The sequence below is a fragment of the Phyllobacterium sp. OV277 genome (genome assembly GCF_900104355.1).
Classification (GTDB): Bacteria; Pseudomonadota; Alphaproteobacteria; order Rhizobiales; family Rhizobiaceae; genus Phyllobacterium.
This window is the reverse complement of sequence record NZ_FNIY01000001.1, coordinates 101,890-117,383: the sequence shown is the minus strand read 5'-3', so window position 1 is coordinate 117,383 and position 15,494 is coordinate 101,890. Positions and strand designations below refer to the sequence as shown.

The 15,494-nt window shown below is 54.1% G+C and carries 22 protein-coding genes; 21 read left to right on the top strand and 1 reads right to left on the bottom strand.

What is annotated here, in order from left to right:
- The first annotated feature begins 40 nt into the window (after positions 1-40).
- From rplP to BLU05_RS00530, 21 genes are all read left to right on the top strand, one after another.
- Complete coding sequence (gene rplP, locus BLU05_RS00630; RefSeq protein ID WP_091877000.1) at positions 41-454, top strand: 50S ribosomal protein L16; 414 nt, start codon at positions 41-43, stop codon at positions 452-454.
- Between the two features lie 12 nt (positions 455-466).
- On the top strand, positions 467-667 hold the full coding sequence (rpmC, locus tag BLU05_RS00625) for a 50S ribosomal protein L29 (RefSeq protein ID WP_091876998.1): 201 nt from the start codon (positions 467-469) through the stop codon (positions 665-667).
- 11 nt (positions 668-678) lie between these two features.
- Positions 679-921: a 30S ribosomal protein S17 gene (rpsQ, locus tag BLU05_RS00620; RefSeq protein ID WP_091876997.1), complete on the top strand. Its 243-nt coding sequence runs from the start codon at positions 679-681 to the stop codon at positions 919-921.
- Between the two features lie 83 nt (positions 922-1,004).
- A complete protein-coding gene (gene rplN, locus BLU05_RS00615) occupies positions 1,005-1,373 on the top strand; it encodes a 50S ribosomal protein L14 (RefSeq protein WP_068881785.1) in 369 nt (122 codons plus the stop codon).
- Positions 1,374-1,384: 11 nt separating this feature from the next.
- Positions 1,385-1,699: a 50S ribosomal protein L24 gene (gene rplX / locus BLU05_RS00610; RefSeq protein ID WP_091876995.1), complete on the top strand. Its 315-nt coding sequence runs from the start codon at positions 1,385-1,387 to the stop codon at positions 1,697-1,699.
- Positions 1,692-2,255 carry a 50S ribosomal protein L5 gene (rplE, locus tag BLU05_RS00605; RefSeq protein WP_091876992.1) on the top strand — a complete coding sequence of 188 codons (564 nt, stop codon included), beginning with the start codon at positions 1,692-1,694 and terminating at the stop codon, positions 2,253-2,255. The genes rplX and rplE overlap by 8 nt, the downstream gene beginning before the upstream one ends.
- A 25-nt stretch (positions 2,256-2,280) precedes the next feature.
- Entirely contained in the window at positions 2,281-2,586 is a 306-nt protein-coding gene (rpsN, locus tag BLU05_RS00600; protein ID WP_091876990.1) for a 30S ribosomal protein S14, read from the top strand.
- Positions 2,587-2,598: 12 nt separating this feature from the next.
- Positions 2,599-2,997 carry a 30S ribosomal protein S8 gene (gene rpsH / locus BLU05_RS00595; RefSeq protein WP_091876988.1) on the top strand — a complete coding sequence of 133 codons (399 nt, stop codon included), beginning with the start codon at positions 2,599-2,601 and terminating at the stop codon, positions 2,995-2,997.
- Between the two features lie 25 nt (positions 2,998-3,022).
- Positions 3,023-3,556, top strand: a complete 534-nt coding sequence (gene rplF / locus BLU05_RS00590; RefSeq protein WP_091876986.1) for a 50S ribosomal protein L6 — start codon at positions 3,023-3,025, stop codon at positions 3,554-3,556.
- Positions 3,557-3,568: 12 nt separating this feature from the next.
- Positions 3,569-3,931 (top strand): 50S ribosomal protein L18, encoded by a 363-nt coding sequence (rplR, locus tag BLU05_RS00585; protein WP_091876984.1) that lies wholly within the window; start codon positions 3,569-3,571, stop codon positions 3,929-3,931.
- Between the two features lie 102 nt (positions 3,932-4,033).
- The gene (gene rpsE, locus BLU05_RS00580) at positions 4,034-4,597 is read left to right on the top strand and encodes a 30S ribosomal protein S5 (RefSeq protein WP_091876982.1); all 564 of its coding nucleotides are present in this window, start codon (positions 4,034-4,036) and stop codon (positions 4,595-4,597) included.
- Positions 4,598-4,663: 66 nt separating this feature from the next.
- Positions 4,664-4,864, top strand: a complete 201-nt coding sequence (rpmD, locus tag BLU05_RS00575) for a 50S ribosomal protein L30 (protein ID WP_091876981.1) — start codon at positions 4,664-4,666, stop codon at positions 4,862-4,864.
- Between the two features lie 20 nt (positions 4,865-4,884).
- A complete protein-coding gene (gene rplO / locus BLU05_RS00570; RefSeq protein WP_091876979.1) occupies positions 4,885-5,361 on the top strand; it encodes a 50S ribosomal protein L15 in 477 nt (158 codons plus the stop codon).
- A gap of 218 nt (positions 5,362-5,579) precedes the next feature.
- Positions 5,580-6,920 (top strand): preprotein translocase subunit SecY, encoded by a 1,341-nt coding sequence (secY, locus tag BLU05_RS00565; protein WP_091876978.1) that lies wholly within the window; start codon positions 5,580-5,582, stop codon positions 6,918-6,920.
- Entirely contained in the window at positions 6,917-7,567 is a 651-nt protein-coding gene (locus tag BLU05_RS00560) for an adenylate kinase (RefSeq protein ID WP_091876976.1), read from the top strand. Before secY ends, BLU05_RS00560 begins: the two co-directional genes overlap by 4 nt.
- 211 nt (positions 7,568-7,778) lie before the next feature.
- Positions 7,779-8,147 (top strand): 30S ribosomal protein S13, encoded by a 369-nt coding sequence (gene rpsM, locus BLU05_RS00555; RefSeq protein WP_091876975.1) that lies wholly within the window; start codon positions 7,779-7,781, stop codon positions 8,145-8,147.
- Positions 8,148-8,281: 134 nt separating this feature from the next.
- Positions 8,282-8,671, top strand: a complete 390-nt coding sequence (gene rpsK / locus BLU05_RS00550; protein ID WP_008124952.1) for a 30S ribosomal protein S11 — start codon at positions 8,282-8,284, stop codon at positions 8,669-8,671.
- A 109-nt stretch (positions 8,672-8,780) separates the two neighbouring features.
- Positions 8,781-9,794 carry a DNA-directed RNA polymerase subunit alpha gene (locus BLU05_RS00545; RefSeq protein ID WP_091876973.1) on the top strand — a complete coding sequence of 338 codons (1,014 nt, stop codon included), beginning with the start codon at positions 8,781-8,783 and terminating at the stop codon, positions 9,792-9,794.
- A 71-nt stretch (positions 9,795-9,865) separates the two neighbouring features.
- Positions 9,866-10,294: a 50S ribosomal protein L17 gene (gene rplQ / locus BLU05_RS00540; protein ID WP_091876971.1), complete on the top strand. Its 429-nt coding sequence runs from the start codon at positions 9,866-9,868 to the stop codon at positions 10,292-10,294.
- Between the two features lie 278 nt (positions 10,295-10,572).
- The gene (locus BLU05_RS00535; RefSeq protein ID WP_091878362.1) at positions 10,573-11,943 is read left to right on the top strand and encodes a DegQ family serine endoprotease; all 1,371 of its coding nucleotides are present in this window, start codon (positions 10,573-10,575) and stop codon (positions 11,941-11,943) included.
- 17 nt (positions 11,944-11,960) lie between these two features.
- Positions 11,961-13,271 (top strand): replication-associated recombination protein A, encoded by a 1,311-nt coding sequence (locus BLU05_RS00530; RefSeq protein ID WP_091876969.1) that lies wholly within the window; start codon positions 11,961-11,963, stop codon positions 13,269-13,271.
- A 327-nt stretch (positions 13,272-13,598) separates the two neighbouring features.
- Here the strand turns inward: BLU05_RS00530 and BLU05_RS00525 are convergent, their stop codons facing one another.
- On the bottom strand, positions 13,599-15,377 hold the full coding sequence (locus BLU05_RS00525) for a glucan ABC transporter ATP-binding protein/ permease (protein WP_091876967.1): 1,779 nt from the start codon (positions 15,375-15,377) through the stop codon (positions 13,599-13,601).
- Between the last annotated feature and the right edge of the window lie 117 nt (positions 15,378-15,494).

Here is a 15,494-nt window from a genome sequence, read left to right as displayed (position 1 = left end):
ATAGCGTCTTTCCGGAAAGAGAATTTTGGAGTAGAGAACAATGCTGCAGCCTAAGCGCACAAAGTTCCGCAAGCAGTTCAAGGGCCGTATCCACGGCGCGTCGAAAGGCGGCACGGATCTTAATTTTGGTGCTTTCGGCCTGAAGGCCCTCGAGCCGAACCGCGTAACCGCGCGTGAGATCGAAGCCGCTCGCCGTGCAATTACCCGTCACATGAAGCGTGCGGGCCGTGTGTGGATCCGGATTTTCCCGGATGTGCCAGTAACATCGAAGCCTACCGAGGTCCGCATGGGTAAAGGTAAGGGTTCCGTGGACTACTGGGCTTCCCGTGTAGCACCAGGCCGCGTCATGTTTGAGCTCGACGGCGTTCCGGAAGACGTGGCTCGTGAGGCTCTTCGCCTTGGTGCTGCCAAGCTTTCGGTCAAGACGCGCTTTATTCAGCGCATCGCAGAATAAGGGGTGGATGTTATGAAATCCGCAGAAGTCCGGGCCTTGAGCCTCGATCAGTTGAATGAAGAGTTGGCTGGCCTGAAGAAAGAGCAGTTTAATCTGCGCTTCCAGAAAGCAACCGGTCAGTTGGAAAAAACCGCTCGTGTCAGGCAGATTCGCCGTGATATAGCGCGCATCAAGACAGTCGCCCGCCAGAAAGCGGTCGAGAGCAAGGCTTAAGGAAGAAAACCATGCCTAAACGCATTCTGCAGGGCGTTGTCGTCAGCGACAAAAACGACAAGACCGTCGTGGTCAAGGTCGAGCGGCGCTATTCGCACCCGCTCCTCCAGAAGACTGTGCGCCAGTCCAAGAAGTACAAGGCGCACGACGAGAGCAACCAGTTCAAGGTCGGCGATGCCGTTTCCATTCAGGAATCGAAGCCGATTTCGAAAGACAAGCGTTGGGTTGTCGTAACAGACGCCCCGGCGAGTTAATTAACTATCTGTATGTAAGTACGCAACAATCGCGAGGGGCAAGGAAAGCCCAGTCCGGTTGAACAAGAAGAAGGCGGCTAGTCATGATTCAGATGCAAACAAACCTCGACGTCGCGGATAATTCCGGCGCCCGTCGTGTCATGTGCATCAAGGTGCTGGGCGGCTCGAAGCGGAAGTATGCTTCGGTCGGCGACATTATTGTCGTTTCGATCAAGGAAGCAATTCCGCGCGGCCGTGTAAAAAAGGGTGACGTGATGAAGGCTGTGGTTGTTCGCACAGCCAAGGACATCCGTCGCGCAGATGGTAGCGTTATTCGTTTCGACAAGAACGCTGCAGTCCTGATCGACAACAAGAAAGAGCCTATCGGCACGCGTATCTTCGGACCGGTTCCGCGCGAACTTCGCGCAAAGAACCACATGAAGATCATCTCGCTGGCTCCAGAAGTACTCTAAAGGAGCAGACGATGCAGAAAATCCGTAAAGGCGACCGCGTTGTCGTTCTTGCTGGTAAGGACAAAGGTCGTACCGGCGAAGTAATCAAAGTTTTGCCAAAGGATGAGCAGGCGCTCGTTCGTGGCATCAACGTTGTCAAGCGTCACCAGAAGCAGACACAGACTCAGGAAGCTGGCATTATTTCGAAAGAAGCGCCGCTCCATCTGTCCAATCTTGCTATTGCCGACCCCAAGGATGGCAAGCCGACCCGTGTTGGCTTCAAGGTCCTCGAGAACGGCGACAAGGTACGTGTAGCAAAGCGTTCGGGAGACCAGATCGATGGCTAATCCAGCTGCAAAGATCGAACCACGCTTGAAGAAGCAGTACCTTGAAGTGGTACGTAAAGATCTTCTCGAGCAGTTCAAATATGACAACGAGATGCAGATTCCCCGCATCACCAAAGTTGTTCTTAACATGGGCGTTGGTGAAGCAACTGCTGATTCCAAGAAGCCAACTGTCGCATCTGAAGATCTGGCATTGATTGCTGGCCAGAAGGCGGTTATTACCCGGGCGCGTAATTCGATCGCTACCTTCAAGGTACGTGAGAATATGCCGATCGGCACGAAGGTTACGCTTCGTAAAGAGCGTATGTACGAATTTCTGGATCGTCTGATCACGATCGCGCTGCCGCGCGTTCGAGATTTCCGCGGTCTGAACCCAAAGAGCTTTGATGGTCGTGGCAACTTTGCCATGGGTATCAAGGAACACATTGTGTTCCCGGAAATCAACTACGATAAGGTTGATCAGATCTGGGGCATGGACATCATCGTTTGCACGACTGCGAAGACGGATGATGAAGCACGCGCTCTTTTGCGCGCCTTCAACTTCCCCTTCCGCCAGTAACGGCAAGCGTAGCGAGGTATTTGAAATGGCAAAGACTAGCGCAGTCGAAAAGAACAAGCGCCGTGGTTTGCTCGTCAAGCAGTTTGCTGCAAAGCGTGCTCGTTTGAAGGCAATCGTGATGGATCAGTCGCTTCCTCTGGATGAGCGCTTCCGCGCGACTATCCAGCTGGCAGAACTGCCACGCAATTCCACCAAGGTTCGTATTCGCAATCGTTGTGAAGTATCGGGCCGTCCGCGCGGTTATTACCGCAAACTGAAAATGTCGCGTATCGCATTGCGCCAGCTGGGTTCGCTCGGCCAGGTGCCTGGCATCGTGAAGTCGAGCTGGTAAGGGAGAAGACAGATGTCTATGACAGATCCTCTCGGCGATATGCTGACACGTATCCGTAACGCAATCATGCGCAAGAAGGGCAAGGTTTCTACACCTGCTTCCAAGCTGCGCGCACGCGTTCTGGATGTTCTTCAGTCCGAAGGTTATATCCGCGGATACAGCCAGGTTGATTTTGAAAACGGCAAGTCCGAAATCGAAATCGAACTGAAGTATTTTGAGAATGTACCAGTAATCCGTGAGATTACCCGTATTTCGAAGCCTGGCCGTCGCGTTTACGTTTCGGTCAAGTCGATCCCGCAGGTTGCGAACGGTCTTGGTATTTCAATCCTGTCGACGCCGAAGGGCGTGATGGCAGACCACGAGGCACGTGAACAGAATGTCGGCGGCGAATTGCTCTGCCGTATATTCTAAGCGCTGGCTGGAAAAGGTTTGAAAAATGTCTCGTATCGGTAAAAAACCAGTGGCAGTCCCGGCAGGCGTAACCGCCAGCGTTGACGGCCAGACCATCAAGGCCAAGGGCCCCAAGGGTGAGCTGAGCTTTGTCGCCAACGACGAAGTTCTGGTCAAGTTCGAAGATAACGCCGTTCGCGTTGATCCACGTGACAGCAGCAAGACCGCACGGTCGAAGTGGGGCATGAGCCGCACGATGATCGTCAACATCTTCACAGGTGTTAAGGACGGTTTTGAAAAGCGTCTCGAGATCAATGGTGTTGGTTATCGTGCGGCTATGCAGGGCAAGAATGTCCAGCTGTCGCTCGGTTTCAGCCACGAAGTGGTCTACCAGGTACCGGAAGGTATTACAGTTGCAGTGCCGAAGCCGACGGAAATCGTCATCACTGGCATCGACAAGCAGCAGGTTGGTCAGGTTGCCGCTGAGATCCGCGAATATCGTGGTCCAGAACCCTACAAGGGCAAGGGCGTGAAGTATGCGGGCGAGAAGATCGTTCGCAAAGAAGGTAAGAAGAAGTAAGGAATTCGTGTCATGGCATCGCCGAAAGAAATCATTCAGCGTCGCGCTTCGCGTGTTCGCCGCCAGCTCAAGGCGGTTGCCGGTGACCGTCCGCGGCTCAGCGTCCACCGTTCTTCGAAGAATATCTATGCGCAGATCATTGATGATGCGCGTGGACACACTATTGCATCCGCATCCACTCTCGAAGCTGACCTTAAGGGCAAGCTGAAGACCGGTGCAGATTCGGATGCTGCGGCCCTGATCGGCAAGCTCGTTGCAGAGCGCGCTGTCAAGGCTGGCATCAAGGAAGTTGTCTTTGATCGTGGTGCCTATATTTACCACGGCCGTGTAAAGGCACTTGCTGAAGCTGCTCGCGAAGCTGGTCTCAGCTTCTAAGGCAAACACTTTCGAGATCCGGGACTGCAGGGGCTTGTCTCCTGTAAGCCGGATTTCGCTACTATCATTCGTGCTACCGGAAAAGAAAAAGGAATTAGGAGCATGGCACAGGAAAAACGGAACCGCGAGGATCGCGGCCGCAACGAAGAGCGCGATAGCGAATTCGTTGACAAGCTAGTTCACATCAACCGTGTCGCCAAGGTCGTCAAGGGCGGCCGGCGTTTTGGTTTTGCAGCTCTCGTCGTCGTTGGCGATCAGAAGGGCCGCGTTGGTTTTGGTCATGGCAAGGCACGTGAAGTGCCGGAAGCTATCCGCAAGGCCACTGAAGCTGCCAAGCGTGAGATGATTTTTGTACCGCTGCGTTCAGGCCGTACACTTCATCACGATGTTCATGGCCGTCATGGCGCCGGCAAGGTTCTGCTTCGTGCAGCAACAGCTGGTACTGGTATCATCGCCGGTGGTCCAATGCGTGCCGTTTTCGAAACGCTTGGTGTACAGGACGTTGTTGCCAAGTCGCTCGGCTCGTCGAACCCATACAACATGGTTCGTGCGACATTCGATGCCTTGAAGCACCAGATGCATCCCAAGGACATCGCTGCCCAGCGCGGTATCAAGTACTCCACACTGCAGGCTCGTCGCCGCGACGTGGTCGGTTCGGAAGAATAGGCCAGAAGCTGGCGCAGCAGGGCAGGGATCTCGGTCCCGCTAGCTGTAGACTAAAGGATATAAGTCATGGTTGAGAAGAAGAAGGGTAAGACGGTTACGGTCGAACAGATCGGCAGCCCTATCCGCCGTCCGGCAGAACAGCGTGCAACGCTTGTTGGCCTGGGCCTCAATAAAATGCATCGTCGCCGGGTTCTGGAAGATACGCCTTCCGTCCGTGGCATGATTGCGAAAGTTCAGCATCTCGTCCGCGTTGTGGACGAGGCTTAAGAACTCCGGAGATTGATCAAATGAAACTCAATGATCTGAGTGAAAACGAAGGCGCCACCAAGGCTCGCAAGCGTGTTGGCCGTGGTATCGGCTCCGGCTCCGGCAAGACTGCCGGTCGCGGTGTGAAGGGCCAGAAGTCCCGTTCGGGCGTTGCCATCAACGGCTTCGAAGGCGGACAGATGCCACTTTACCGTCGCTTGCCAAAGCGCGGTTTTACCAACATCTTCATGAAGAATTTCAATGAAGTATCTGTTGGCCGCATCCAGACTGCTATCGATGCCAAGAAGCTCGATGCCAAGGTTGCGATCACGATTGAAACCCTGAAAGCCGCTGGCATTATTCGCCGTGCAAAAGACGGTGTCCGTCTGCTTTCCGGTGGTGAAATCACCACTGCGGTAACGGTTGAAGTTGCTGGCGCCTCCAAGGTCGCGATCGAAAAGATCGAAAAGGCTGGCGGTTCGGTCAAGCTTCCTGCTGTTGCAGCAGCTGCAGAATAAATCTATGAAATGAGCGGCGGCCTTCCGGGTCGCCGCTTGTATCTTGTCTTGCCCGATCATATTTACCAAAAAAATCCCGCATTGTTCTTTTGGTAAATATGATGGGAAAATCCTGGTGCTGATGCATTCCTTATTCCGATTAGGAATGCTCGGCGCAGTAACGGCACATATCTGGGTAGGACCGTCAGTGCCTGACGGGCGCAGACCGGAGACTACTTATGGCATCAGCCGCTGAACAGCTCGCCTCCAATCTTAATTTCTCTGCTTTTTCCAAAGCCGAAGAGCTCAAAAAGCGCATTTGGTTTACATTAGGCGCATTGCTGGTTTACCGGCTCGGAACCTACATTCCGCTTCCCGGCATTAATCTTGGTGCCTATGCCCAGGCCTTCAATCATCAGGCCCAAGGCATTCTCGGCATGTTCAACATGTTTGCTGGTGGCGCGGTCGCTCGTATGGCGATCTTTGCGCTCGGCATCATGCCCTACATTTCCGCGTCGATTATCGTTCAGCTGATGACGTCGGTTATTCCGGCGCTTGAGCAGCTCAAGAAAGATGGCGAGCAGGGCCGTAAGGTCATCAACCAGTATACACGCTATGGCACGGTGCTGCTGGCGACGGTTCAGGCCTATGCCATTGCCGTTGGTCTGCAGGGCAGTCAGGGCATTGTCACCAATCCCGGACCATTCTTCCTGTTTTCGACCGTTATCACGCTCGTTGGCGGAACCATGTTCCTGATGTGGCTGGGTGAACAGATTACAGCGCGCGGTATCGGCAACGGTATTTCGCTGATCATCTTCTCCGGTATTGTCGCCAACCTTCCGCAGGCCATCTCCGGCACGTTGGAACTTGGCCGTACCGGCGCTTTGTCTACGCCTATTATCCTTGCAATCATTGTTCTGACGATTGCAGTCATCGGTATTATCGTCTTTGTTGAACGTGCACAGCGCCGTCTTCTGATCCAGTATCCGAAGCGTCAGGTGGGCAATCGCATGTTCCAGGGCGATACATCGCACCTGCCGCTGAAGCTCAATACAGCCGGTGTTATTCCTCCGATCTTCGCGTCTTCGCTGTTGCTCCTGCCTGCCACCATTGCCGGCTTTGCCAACAACCAGAACCTTCCGGGCTGGGCGACGACGATCCTTTCTTCGCTTGGTCATGGCCAGCCGCTCTATATGGCTTCCTATGCCGCGATGATCGTGTTCTTTGCTTTCTTCTACACGGCGCTTGTCTTCAATCCGAAGGACACTGCCGATCAGCTGAAGAAGCATTCCGGCTTTATTCCCGGCATTCGTCCCGGTGAACGTACAGCCGAATATATCGACTACGTTTTGACCCGCATCACGGTTCTCGGCGCAGCCTATCTCGTATTGATCTGCATGCTGCCGGAGTTCCTGATTTCCTGGGCTGGCGTTCCTTTCTATCTCGGCGGTACATCGCTGCTGATTGTCGTGAGCGTCACGCTCGATACGGTTGCACAGATCCAGGGTCACCTGATCGCGCATCAATATGAGGGGCTTATCAAGAAGTCTAAGCTCCGTGGAGGGAAGCGGAACAGATGAGATTAATACTTCTCGGACCACCGGGGGCAGGTAAGGGAACTCAATCTCAGCGCTTGGTAGAGAAACTAGGGATACCGCAGCTCTCCACTGGGGACATGTTGCGGGACGCAGTCAAAGCCGGAACCGATGTCGGTTTGCGCGCCAAGGCTGTCATGGATGCCGGCAAGCTGGTATCCGACGAAATCGTCAATGCGATCGTTTCAGAGCGCATTGATCAGCCCGATGCAGCCAATGGCTTTATTCTTGATGGTTATCCCCGGACACTTGTTCAGGCCGATGCCGTGGGGGACATGCTGTCGGACAAGGGATTTGAGCTTGATTGTGTCATCGAGCTTGAGGTCGACGACAATGTGCTCGTCGAGCGAATCTCCGGACGTTATACCTGCGCCAAGTGTGGCACGGGTTATCACGACACCAACAAGCAGCCCAAGGTACCGGGTGTGTGCGACAAATGCGGTTCGACAGAATTCAAGCGGCGTCCCGATGACAATGCTGAAACGGTTCGCACGCGGCTGGAAGCTTACTACAAACAGACTTCGCCCCTGATTGGCTATTACTATGCCAAGGGCAAGCTGAAGAAGGTTGATGGCATGGCGGACTTCGAAGAAGTCACCGCATCAATCGAAAAGATTTTGGCGGAACTTTAGTTTTCGACAAAAATGTACGGGAGGAGTTGACTTTTCGAAGCGATTCCTTCAAAGACGGCGGAAATTCGCTTGGATATGAAGCGATCGGCGCCGATCCGGTAAAGCAGGTTCGGGGCTGATCGTTTGTGTTTGTCCCGGATATCATTTTCATCCCGTCATCTGGCCGGTCGCGTTGACTGCCCAGCTCTGCCGGTTAACAAGGAGAACAGACGTGGCTCGTATTGCTGGCGTCAACATCCCGACGAATAAGCGCGTTGTTATCGCGCTTCAGTACATTCACGGGATTGGTCAAAAGTTTGCACAGGAAATCGTCGCTAAGGTCGGCATTCCTGCGGAGCGTCGTGTCAATCAGTTGACCGATGCCGAAGTATTGCAGATTCGTGAAACCATCGATCGTGATTACCATGTAGAAGGTGATCTGCGTCGTGAAGTTTCGATGAACATCAAGCGTCTGATGGATCTGGGCTGCTATCGCGGTCTGCGTCATCGTCGCTCCCTGCCAGTTCGTGGCCAGCGTACGCATACCAATGCGCGTACCCGTAAGGGTCCTGCCAAGGCAATCGCCGGCAAGAAGAAGTAAGATCACTCCGGCGCGGTTCGCTGCGCCGGTTCTGCTTTGTGCAGAGATATACAGTGCCGGTTTCGCACTTTAACTGAAACCATGGTGGAGCCTCTGGAAATACGGAGGCGTCGAGATCAACTGAAAGGACTACTATGGCCAAGGAAGCCACACGCGTTCGCCGCCGCGAGCGTAAAAATATTTCGTCGGGCGTTGCCCACGTTAATTCGACATTCAACAACACGATGATCACCATCACGGATGCGCAGGGCAATGCAATTGCCTGGTCCTCCGCCGGTGCGCAGGGCTTCAAGGGTTCACGTAAATCCACGCCTTTCGCTGCACAGATGGCTGCTGAAGATTGTGCCAAGAAGGCACAGGAACATGGCATGCGTTCGCTCGAAGTTGAAGTTTGCGGACCGGGCTCCGGCCGTGAATCGGCTCTGCGTGCACTCCAGGCTGCTGGTTTCACGATTACATCGATCCGCGATGTGACACCGATCCCGCACAATGGTTGCCGCCCGCGCAAGCGTCGCCGCGTCTAATCTGTTTCGACAAGATTTGGCCGTATGAGCTGAAATTCAGTTCCTCTACGGTTTCCACGCTTCATTGTCACGATTGGATGGTGGCATGGCAAGGATAGGGAAAAACTAGATGATCCAGAAAAACTGGCAAGAATTGATCAAGCCGAACAAGGTCGAGTTCCAGACCTCCGGCTCGAAGACAAAGGCAACTGTTGTCGCTGAGCCGCTTGAACGCGGCTTTGGCTTGACGCTCGGCAATGCTCTGCGCCGTGTGCTTCTGTCTTCACTGCGCGGCGCTGCCGTGACTGCCGTACAGATTGATGGCGTTCTGCATGAATTCTCATCGATCCCAGGCGTTCGTGAAGATGTGACGGACATTGTCCTTAACATCAAGGAAATCGCTATCCACATGGAAAGCGATGGTCCGAAGCGTATGGTCGTCCGCAAGGAAGGCCCAGGCGTTGTAACGGCTGGCGACATTCAGACGGTTGGCGATATCGAAATCCTCAATCCGGAACACGTTATTTGCACGCTGGATGAAGGCGCTGAAATCCGCATGGAATTCACCGTTAACACCGGCAAGGGCTACGTTCCGGCTGACCGCAACCGTGCAGAAGATGCGCCAATCGGCTTGATCCCGGTTGATAGCCTCTACTCACCGGTTCGCAAGGTTTCCTACAAGATCGAAAACACCCGTGAGGGACAGGTTCTCGATTATGACAAGCTTATCCTGCAGATTGAGACCGATGGTTCAATCTCCGGTGAAGATGCTGTTGCTTATGCAGCACGCATTCTGCAGGACCAGCTGGCGATCTTCGTCAACTTTGACGAGCCGCAGAAGGAAGTACAGCAGGAACAGGTCACTGAACTTGCGTTCAATCCGGCTCTGCTCAAGAAGGTCGATGAACTCGAACTTTCCGTACGCTCGGCAAACTGCCTGAAGAATGATAATATCGTTTACATTGGCGATCTTATTCAGAAGACAGAAGCAGAAATGCTGCGTACACCAAACTTTGGTCGCAAGTCGCTAAACGAAATCAAGGAAGTTCTGGCTTCCATGGGTCTCCATCTTGGTATGGAAGTCCCATCATGGCCGCCAGAAAATATTGAAGATCTCGCGAAGCGTTACGAAGACCAGTATTAAGAACCCGGGCTTTTGCCCGACAACAAAGCCCGGGCCGTGAGCCCGAAAAGAGAAATTGAAGGAGAAGGCTCATGCGCCACGGTAATTCAGGCCGCAAGCTTAACCGGACTGCCAGCCATCGTAAGGCGATGTTTGCCAATATGGCTGCATCATTGATTGAGCATGAGCAGATCGTTACAACGCTGCCCAAGGCTAAAGAAATTCGTCCAATCGTTGAAAAGCTTGTCACACTCGGCAAGCGCGGTGATCTGCATGCTCGTCGTCAGGCGATCTCGGCAATCCGCGACGCCAAGCTCGTAGCAAAGCTGTTTGACACGCTTGCTCCGCGTTATGGCCAGCGCAATGGCGGCTACATCCGCATCATGAAGGCAGGCTTCCGCACCGGTGACAATGCACCGCTCGCAGTGGTCGAATTCGTTGATCGTGATGTCAGCGCCAAGGGTTCCAAGGATTTGGCCCGCGTTGCTGCTGAACAGGCAAGCGAAGCTGAAGCCGCATAATCTGCGCTTTTGCATTGCTGGATTTAAGGATCGGGGCCCTTACGGGCCCCTTTTCTGTTGGAAGCCTTCCGCAACCCCCTGTGATAGATTAATCGTGATCGCGTATTTTAGGCGAGAGCCGCCATGTCTCAAATTTGCTTTGTTTCATGGCTGGTATCTCCTATGAAATTCAGCACATTGGATTGACAAGCTTTACTGATTCATCAGTACAGGAGATCGATATGAGTTCTTCCAGAATTGCACTATCAGCACGGACGCTTCTTATTTGCACGGCACTTATGTCCGGTATGACAGCGCCAGTTTACGCGCAAACGGCTGTTGATACGACAAAGCAGGTCCCGGCAACCCGTGCGGATACGCAATTGTCTTTTGCGCCGCTTGTCAAACAGACTGCGGGAGCGGTCGTCAATGTTTACGCGGCACGCGAAGTGCAACAGCGCTCGCCTTTTTCCGGTGATCCTTTCTTCGAGCAGTTCTTCGGTGGCAAATTCAATGGCCCACCGCGCATTCAATCGTCGCTCGGTTCCGGTGTCATCGTTGATCCAACGGGTATCGTCGTCACCAATAACCACGTTATTCGCGATGCGGAAACAGTGAAGATCGCATTATCCGATGGACGCGAATTTGAATCACGCGTTCTTCTCAAAGATGAATCGACCGATCTTGCCATTCTGAAGATCGATGCGAATGAGCAGTTTCCGGTCCTGCAACTTGCCGACTCAGACAAGGTTGAGGTCGGTGATCTGGTTCTGGCAATTGGAAACCCCTTTGGTGTCGGTCAAACCGTGACGAGCGGCATTGTCTCGGCACAAGCCCGCACCCGGGTTGGTATTTCCGATTTTGACTTCTTCATACAGACAGACGCGGCGATTAATCCCGGCAATTCCGGCGGTGCCTTGATCGGCATGGATGGCAAGCTTGTCGGTATCAATACAGCGATTTTCTCCCGCTCCGGCGGTTCTGTCGGTATCGGTTTTGCCATTCCTTCCAACATGGTGCGCGCCGTTGTCGACACGGCAAAGCAGGGCGGCGACACATTCCAACGCCCATATATTGGCGCGACGTTCCAGAACGTAACGTCTGATGTCGCCGAAGGTCTTGGAATGAAGCAGCCTTACGGTGCCTTGGTAACCAGTGTCGTCAAGGATGGACCGGCCGAAAAGGGCGGACTTCTGGTTGGTGATGTGGTTTTGTCCGTGGACGATTTCCGTATCGAGAATTTTGATGGACTTGGATATCGCCTGTCGACCGCGGGAATTGGCAAGACTGTGAAGCTTGGCGTTCTGAGCAGGTCAAAGGAGAAGGTGATTTCTCTGGTACTGGAGAAGCCAAGGCCTGATGATCCAAGCAGCAAGGCGGTGATTCAAGGCAAGAACCCGCTTTCCGGAGCGCAGGTTATTACCCTCACACCAAGCAGTGCGACGCGTCTGCGTCTGTCGGGCGACACCACAGGTGTTGCGGTCGAGAAGATTTTCCCCGATACCCCGGCAGCTCGTATTGGTTTGCAGCCAGGCGATATTGTGCGCAAGGTCAACGGTCGCGATATTACCACGGTCGCAGATTTGACGGCGGTGATGTCCAGTTCGCCCGTATTGTGGCGCTTCGAGTTTGAACGCGGCGGTGCGGTCATCCGCCAGATCATTCGCTAGATGAGGCTTGCAGGACAATGACGGATCTATTTTCGGCGAAGGACGATCCGGCTTCGGACCGGAGCAGGCCGCTCGCCGACCGTTTGCGTCCGCGATCTCTCGGTGAGGTGACCGGTCAGGAACACCTGACCGGACCCGAAGGTGCCCTGACACGCATGATCGCGTCGGGCTCGCTCGGATCGATGATTTTCTGGGGCCCGCCCGGCACCGGCAAGACCACCGTTGCACGTTTGCTTGCAGGTGAAACCAATCTTGCCTTCGAACAGATATCGGCGATCTTTTCCGGTGTTGCCGACCTGAAAAAGGTTTTCGAGATGGCACGGGCGCGAAAAATGTCCGGTCGCCAGACATTATTATTCGTCGATGAGATTCATCGGTTCAATCGTGCCCAGCAGGATTCGTTTCTGCCAGTCATGGAAGACGGAACGATTGTTCTCGTGGGTGCTACGACGGAGAACCCATCATTTGAGCTGAACGCCGCTCTTCTGTCGCGGGCGCGTGTGCTCGTCTTTCATCCGCATGACGAAGCCAGCCTTATAGCGCTGATGCAACGGGCCGAGGAGCACGAAGGCAAACCATTGCCTCTCGATGAGGAAGCACGGGCGAGCCTCGTGCGCATGGCCGATGGTGACGGCCGGGCAATCCTGACGCTTGCGGAGGAAGTCTGGCGCGCGGCGCGTGAAGGAGAAATCTTCAATGTCGAGCGCGTCCAGCAGATCGTCCAGCGCCGGGCTCCTGTTTACGACAAGGGGCAGGACGGGCATTACAATCTGATCTCAGCCCTGCACAAATCAGTGCGCGGTTCTGATCCTGATGCGGCTCTGTATTATCTCTGCCGCATGTTTGATGCGGGTGAAGACCCGTTGTTCATTGGCAGGCGTCTCGTGCGCATGGCAAGCGAGGATATCGGTCTTGCCGATCCGCAGGCTCTGGTCATATGCAACGCTGCCAAAGATGCCTATGATTATCTGGGCTCGCCTGAGGGTGAATTGGCTCTGGCGCAGGCTTGCGTTTATCTCGCCACTGCGCCCAAGTCGAATGCTGTTTATACGGCGTTTGCGTCAGCGATGCGGGTGGCCAAGGAGAATGGCTCGCTTGTGCCGCCCAAACACATTCTGAATGCACCAACAAAGCTTATGAAGGGTGAGGGCTATGGCAAGGGCTATGCCTATGATCATGATCAGCCCGAAGCGTTTTCCGGGCAGAACTATTTTCCTGATGCCCTTGGCCGCCAGACCTTTTACAATCCACCCGAGCGCGGCTTTGAACGCGAAATCCGCAAACGTATCGAATATTGGAACCGGCTGAGAGTTGAGCGCGGTGAGTAGTCACCTGCAAAATTGGCGATGTGTGGTTCGTGGGTTCGTGGTTCGACAAGCTCACCATGAGGGAGAGGGGTGATGAAAGGGAGCTATATTCTGCAACCTTTGTGATCTGCAACCTTTTTGTTCTGCAACCTTTTTGATCTGCAATCTCTGCGATTAGCGTTGCATCCTCACTCTCCCTCATGGTGAGCTTGTCGAACCACGAACCACGAACCACGAACCACGAACCATGAACCACCGATTTGGCAGAAAATCTGCGGTTTTAGAATGAACAAAAAAGGCCGCTTCAGATGAAGCGGCCTTTTGCATTTTAAGTGCTTATGTAAGGTTTTACGCCGCAGCTTCCGGCTTGCGCGGGAAGGGCGTGACATTGGTCGTATCATCATCCAACTTGAGGCCACCGGCCTTGAGCAGTGCAGTGAAGCGGCCGTTCTGGTGTGCCAACTCATCAAAGCTGCCGGACTCAACGATTTCGCCACGGTCCATGAAGAGCACAAGATCGGCATCACGAACCGTCGACAGACGGTGCGCAATAATGAATGTCGTGCGGTTCTGGCACAGCTTGTCGACCGCAACCTTGACGCGTGCTTCCGTTTCAACGTCGAGCGCACTCGTTGCTTCGTCAAGCACGAGGATCGGCGCGTCCTTCAGGATAGCGCGGGCAATTGCAACACGCTGACGTTCACCACCCGAAAGCTGCGAACCACGCTCACCAACCATCGTATCAAAGCCTGCCGATTTTGACAGGATGAAGTCGCTTGCATCGGCAGCAGTTGCTGCGGCTGCAACATCTTCATCGGTCGCATTCGGACGGCCAACACGGATATTATCCTCGATGCTGCGGTTGAACATACCCGCATCCTGGAACACCGTGGCAATCGCATTGCGCAGCGAACGGCGGCTGATCGTGCGTGTGTCGATGCCATCCACCAGCACGCGACCTTCCTTCGGGTCATAAACGCGCTGGAGCACGTTGATGAGCGTTGTCTTGCCAGCGCCCGTTGGACCGACGATAGCGATCGTCTGACCCGCCTTGGCCTTAAACGAGACATTCTTCAGACCCTGTGTCGATTTGGCAAAATCGAATGACACGTTCTGGAATTCCACTTCGCCGCTGACATTGTCGATGTCGTGCACAGCCTTTGGCTCAGCCTGATAAGCAGCGGAGTCTTCCATCTCATAGAAGTCTTCGAGCTTGGCGCGAGCAGCAAAAATCTGGTTCACGAAGGCGCTCAGCTGGTCAAGACGGCTGATCAGCAAGGCAGCAAAACCGGTGAATGCCACGACCTGTCCAACATTCAACTGGTTCTGAATGACGAAATAGGAACCGAGGAACAGCACCACCACCATCGAGATTGTCGAGGCCATGCGGTTGATACCGGCAGCCAGAGCCCACCAGTTTAGAACCGGATACTGTGAATCCAGCAACTGCTTTGTATAAGACTGCAGGGCGCGTGTTTCTTCATCAATACGGTTATAGCTCTGCAGAACAGAGATATTGCCCATTGAGTCCGTCACGTGGCTGAATGCCTGAATATGGTGGCGCTCAACCTGTGCCTGACCATCCTTGGTCTTTGCCGTTACAACGCGGCTGACGATGACATAGACGACACCAAGAACGGCGAGAACCGATGCCAGACGCCAGTCCTGCGACAGGGCCATGGGAACAAGGCCCACGAGCGCAACAGCGGTTGCAAGATGTGTGCGCATGAATTCAAGCCAGAGGCTGAACAGGGTTTCAATAGCGCGCAAAAGCGTGTGCATGGCATTGGACGTGCCGCGCTGATGATGCCAGGCAAGCGGCATACTGATCACGCGATTGTAGGCTTCCGTCAACACTGACAGTTTACGGCGATGCGCAAGCCTGTCAGCTTCACGCGATACCAGCACGTTGGCAACGATGTGGAACAGGCCAACACCGGCCAGCTGGCTGAGAGGCGGCCAGATATTGGATTTAACTGTAATCGCCTGAATGACGCGGCCCACAAGAACAGGCTCAAACAGCATTGTCAGGGCCAAGGCAACGTTGACCAGGCAGATAAACGTGGTCGCACGCTTTTCCGCCCCGAGATATTGGAGAGATTTCCAATAGATCTGTATCAATGACACTTTGCCACTCCGCTCGTTATGCCCGCTTCTGCGCACATTCCTCAATTTTGACTCTGCATGAGGTGCTTGTGCGCTGCAATATTCAATGCTCTAAAGATGTGTCACTTCCGCGTCTGT

Bases quoted from the DNA above. Each gene is read 5' to 3' on its own strand.
- rplP (WP_091877000.1), top strand. From the start codon at position 41: ATGCTGCAGCCTAAGCGCACAAAGTTCCGCAAGCAGTTCAAGGGCCGT.
- rpmC (WP_091876998.1), top strand. From the start codon at position 467: ATGAAATCCGCAGAAGTCCGGGCCTTGAGCCTCGATCAGTTGAATGAA.
- rpsQ (WP_091876997.1), top strand. From the start codon at position 679: ATGCCTAAACGCATTCTGCAGGGCGTTGTCGTCAGCGACAAAAACGAC.
- rplN (WP_068881785.1), top strand. From the start codon at position 1,005: ATGATTCAGATGCAAACAAACCTCGACGTCGCGGATAATTCCGGCGCC.
- rplX (WP_091876995.1), top strand. From the start codon at position 1,385: ATGCAGAAAATCCGTAAAGGCGACCGCGTTGTCGTTCTTGCTGGTAAG.
- rplE (WP_091876992.1), top strand. From the start codon at position 1,692: ATGGCTAATCCAGCTGCAAAGATCGAACCACGCTTGAAGAAGCAGTAC.
- rpsN (WP_091876990.1), top strand. From the start codon at position 2,281: ATGGCAAAGACTAGCGCAGTCGAAAAGAACAAGCGCCGTGGTTTGCTC.
- rpsH (WP_091876988.1), top strand. From the start codon at position 2,599: ATGTCTATGACAGATCCTCTCGGCGATATGCTGACACGTATCCGTAAC.
- rplF (WP_091876986.1), top strand. From the start codon at position 3,023: ATGTCTCGTATCGGTAAAAAACCAGTGGCAGTCCCGGCAGGCGTAACC.
- rplR (WP_091876984.1), top strand. From the start codon at position 3,569: ATGGCATCGCCGAAAGAAATCATTCAGCGTCGCGCTTCGCGTGTTCGC.
- rpsE (WP_091876982.1), top strand. From the start codon at position 4,034: ATGGCACAGGAAAAACGGAACCGCGAGGATCGCGGCCGCAACGAAGAG.
- rpmD (WP_091876981.1), top strand. From the start codon at position 4,664: ATGGTTGAGAAGAAGAAGGGTAAGACGGTTACGGTCGAACAGATCGGC.
- rplO (WP_091876979.1), top strand. From the start codon at position 4,885: ATGAAACTCAATGATCTGAGTGAAAACGAAGGCGCCACCAAGGCTCGC.
- secY (WP_091876978.1), top strand. From the start codon at position 5,580: ATGGCATCAGCCGCTGAACAGCTCGCCTCCAATCTTAATTTCTCTGCT.
- BLU05_RS00560 (WP_091876976.1), top strand. From the start codon at position 6,917: ATGAGATTAATACTTCTCGGACCACCGGGGGCAGGTAAGGGAACTCAA.
- rpsK (WP_008124952.1), top strand. From the start codon at position 8,282: ATGGCCAAGGAAGCCACACGCGTTCGCCGCCGCGAGCGTAAAAATATT.
- BLU05_RS00545 (WP_091876973.1), top strand. From the start codon at position 8,781: ATGATCCAGAAAAACTGGCAAGAATTGATCAAGCCGAACAAGGTCGAG.
- rplQ (WP_091876971.1), top strand. From the start codon at position 9,866: ATGCGCCACGGTAATTCAGGCCGCAAGCTTAACCGGACTGCCAGCCAT.
- BLU05_RS00535 (WP_091878362.1), top strand. From the start codon at position 10,573: ATGTCCGGTATGACAGCGCCAGTTTACGCGCAAACGGCTGTTGATACG.
- BLU05_RS00530 (WP_091876969.1), top strand. From the start codon at position 11,961: ATGACGGATCTATTTTCGGCGAAGGACGATCCGGCTTCGGACCGGAGC.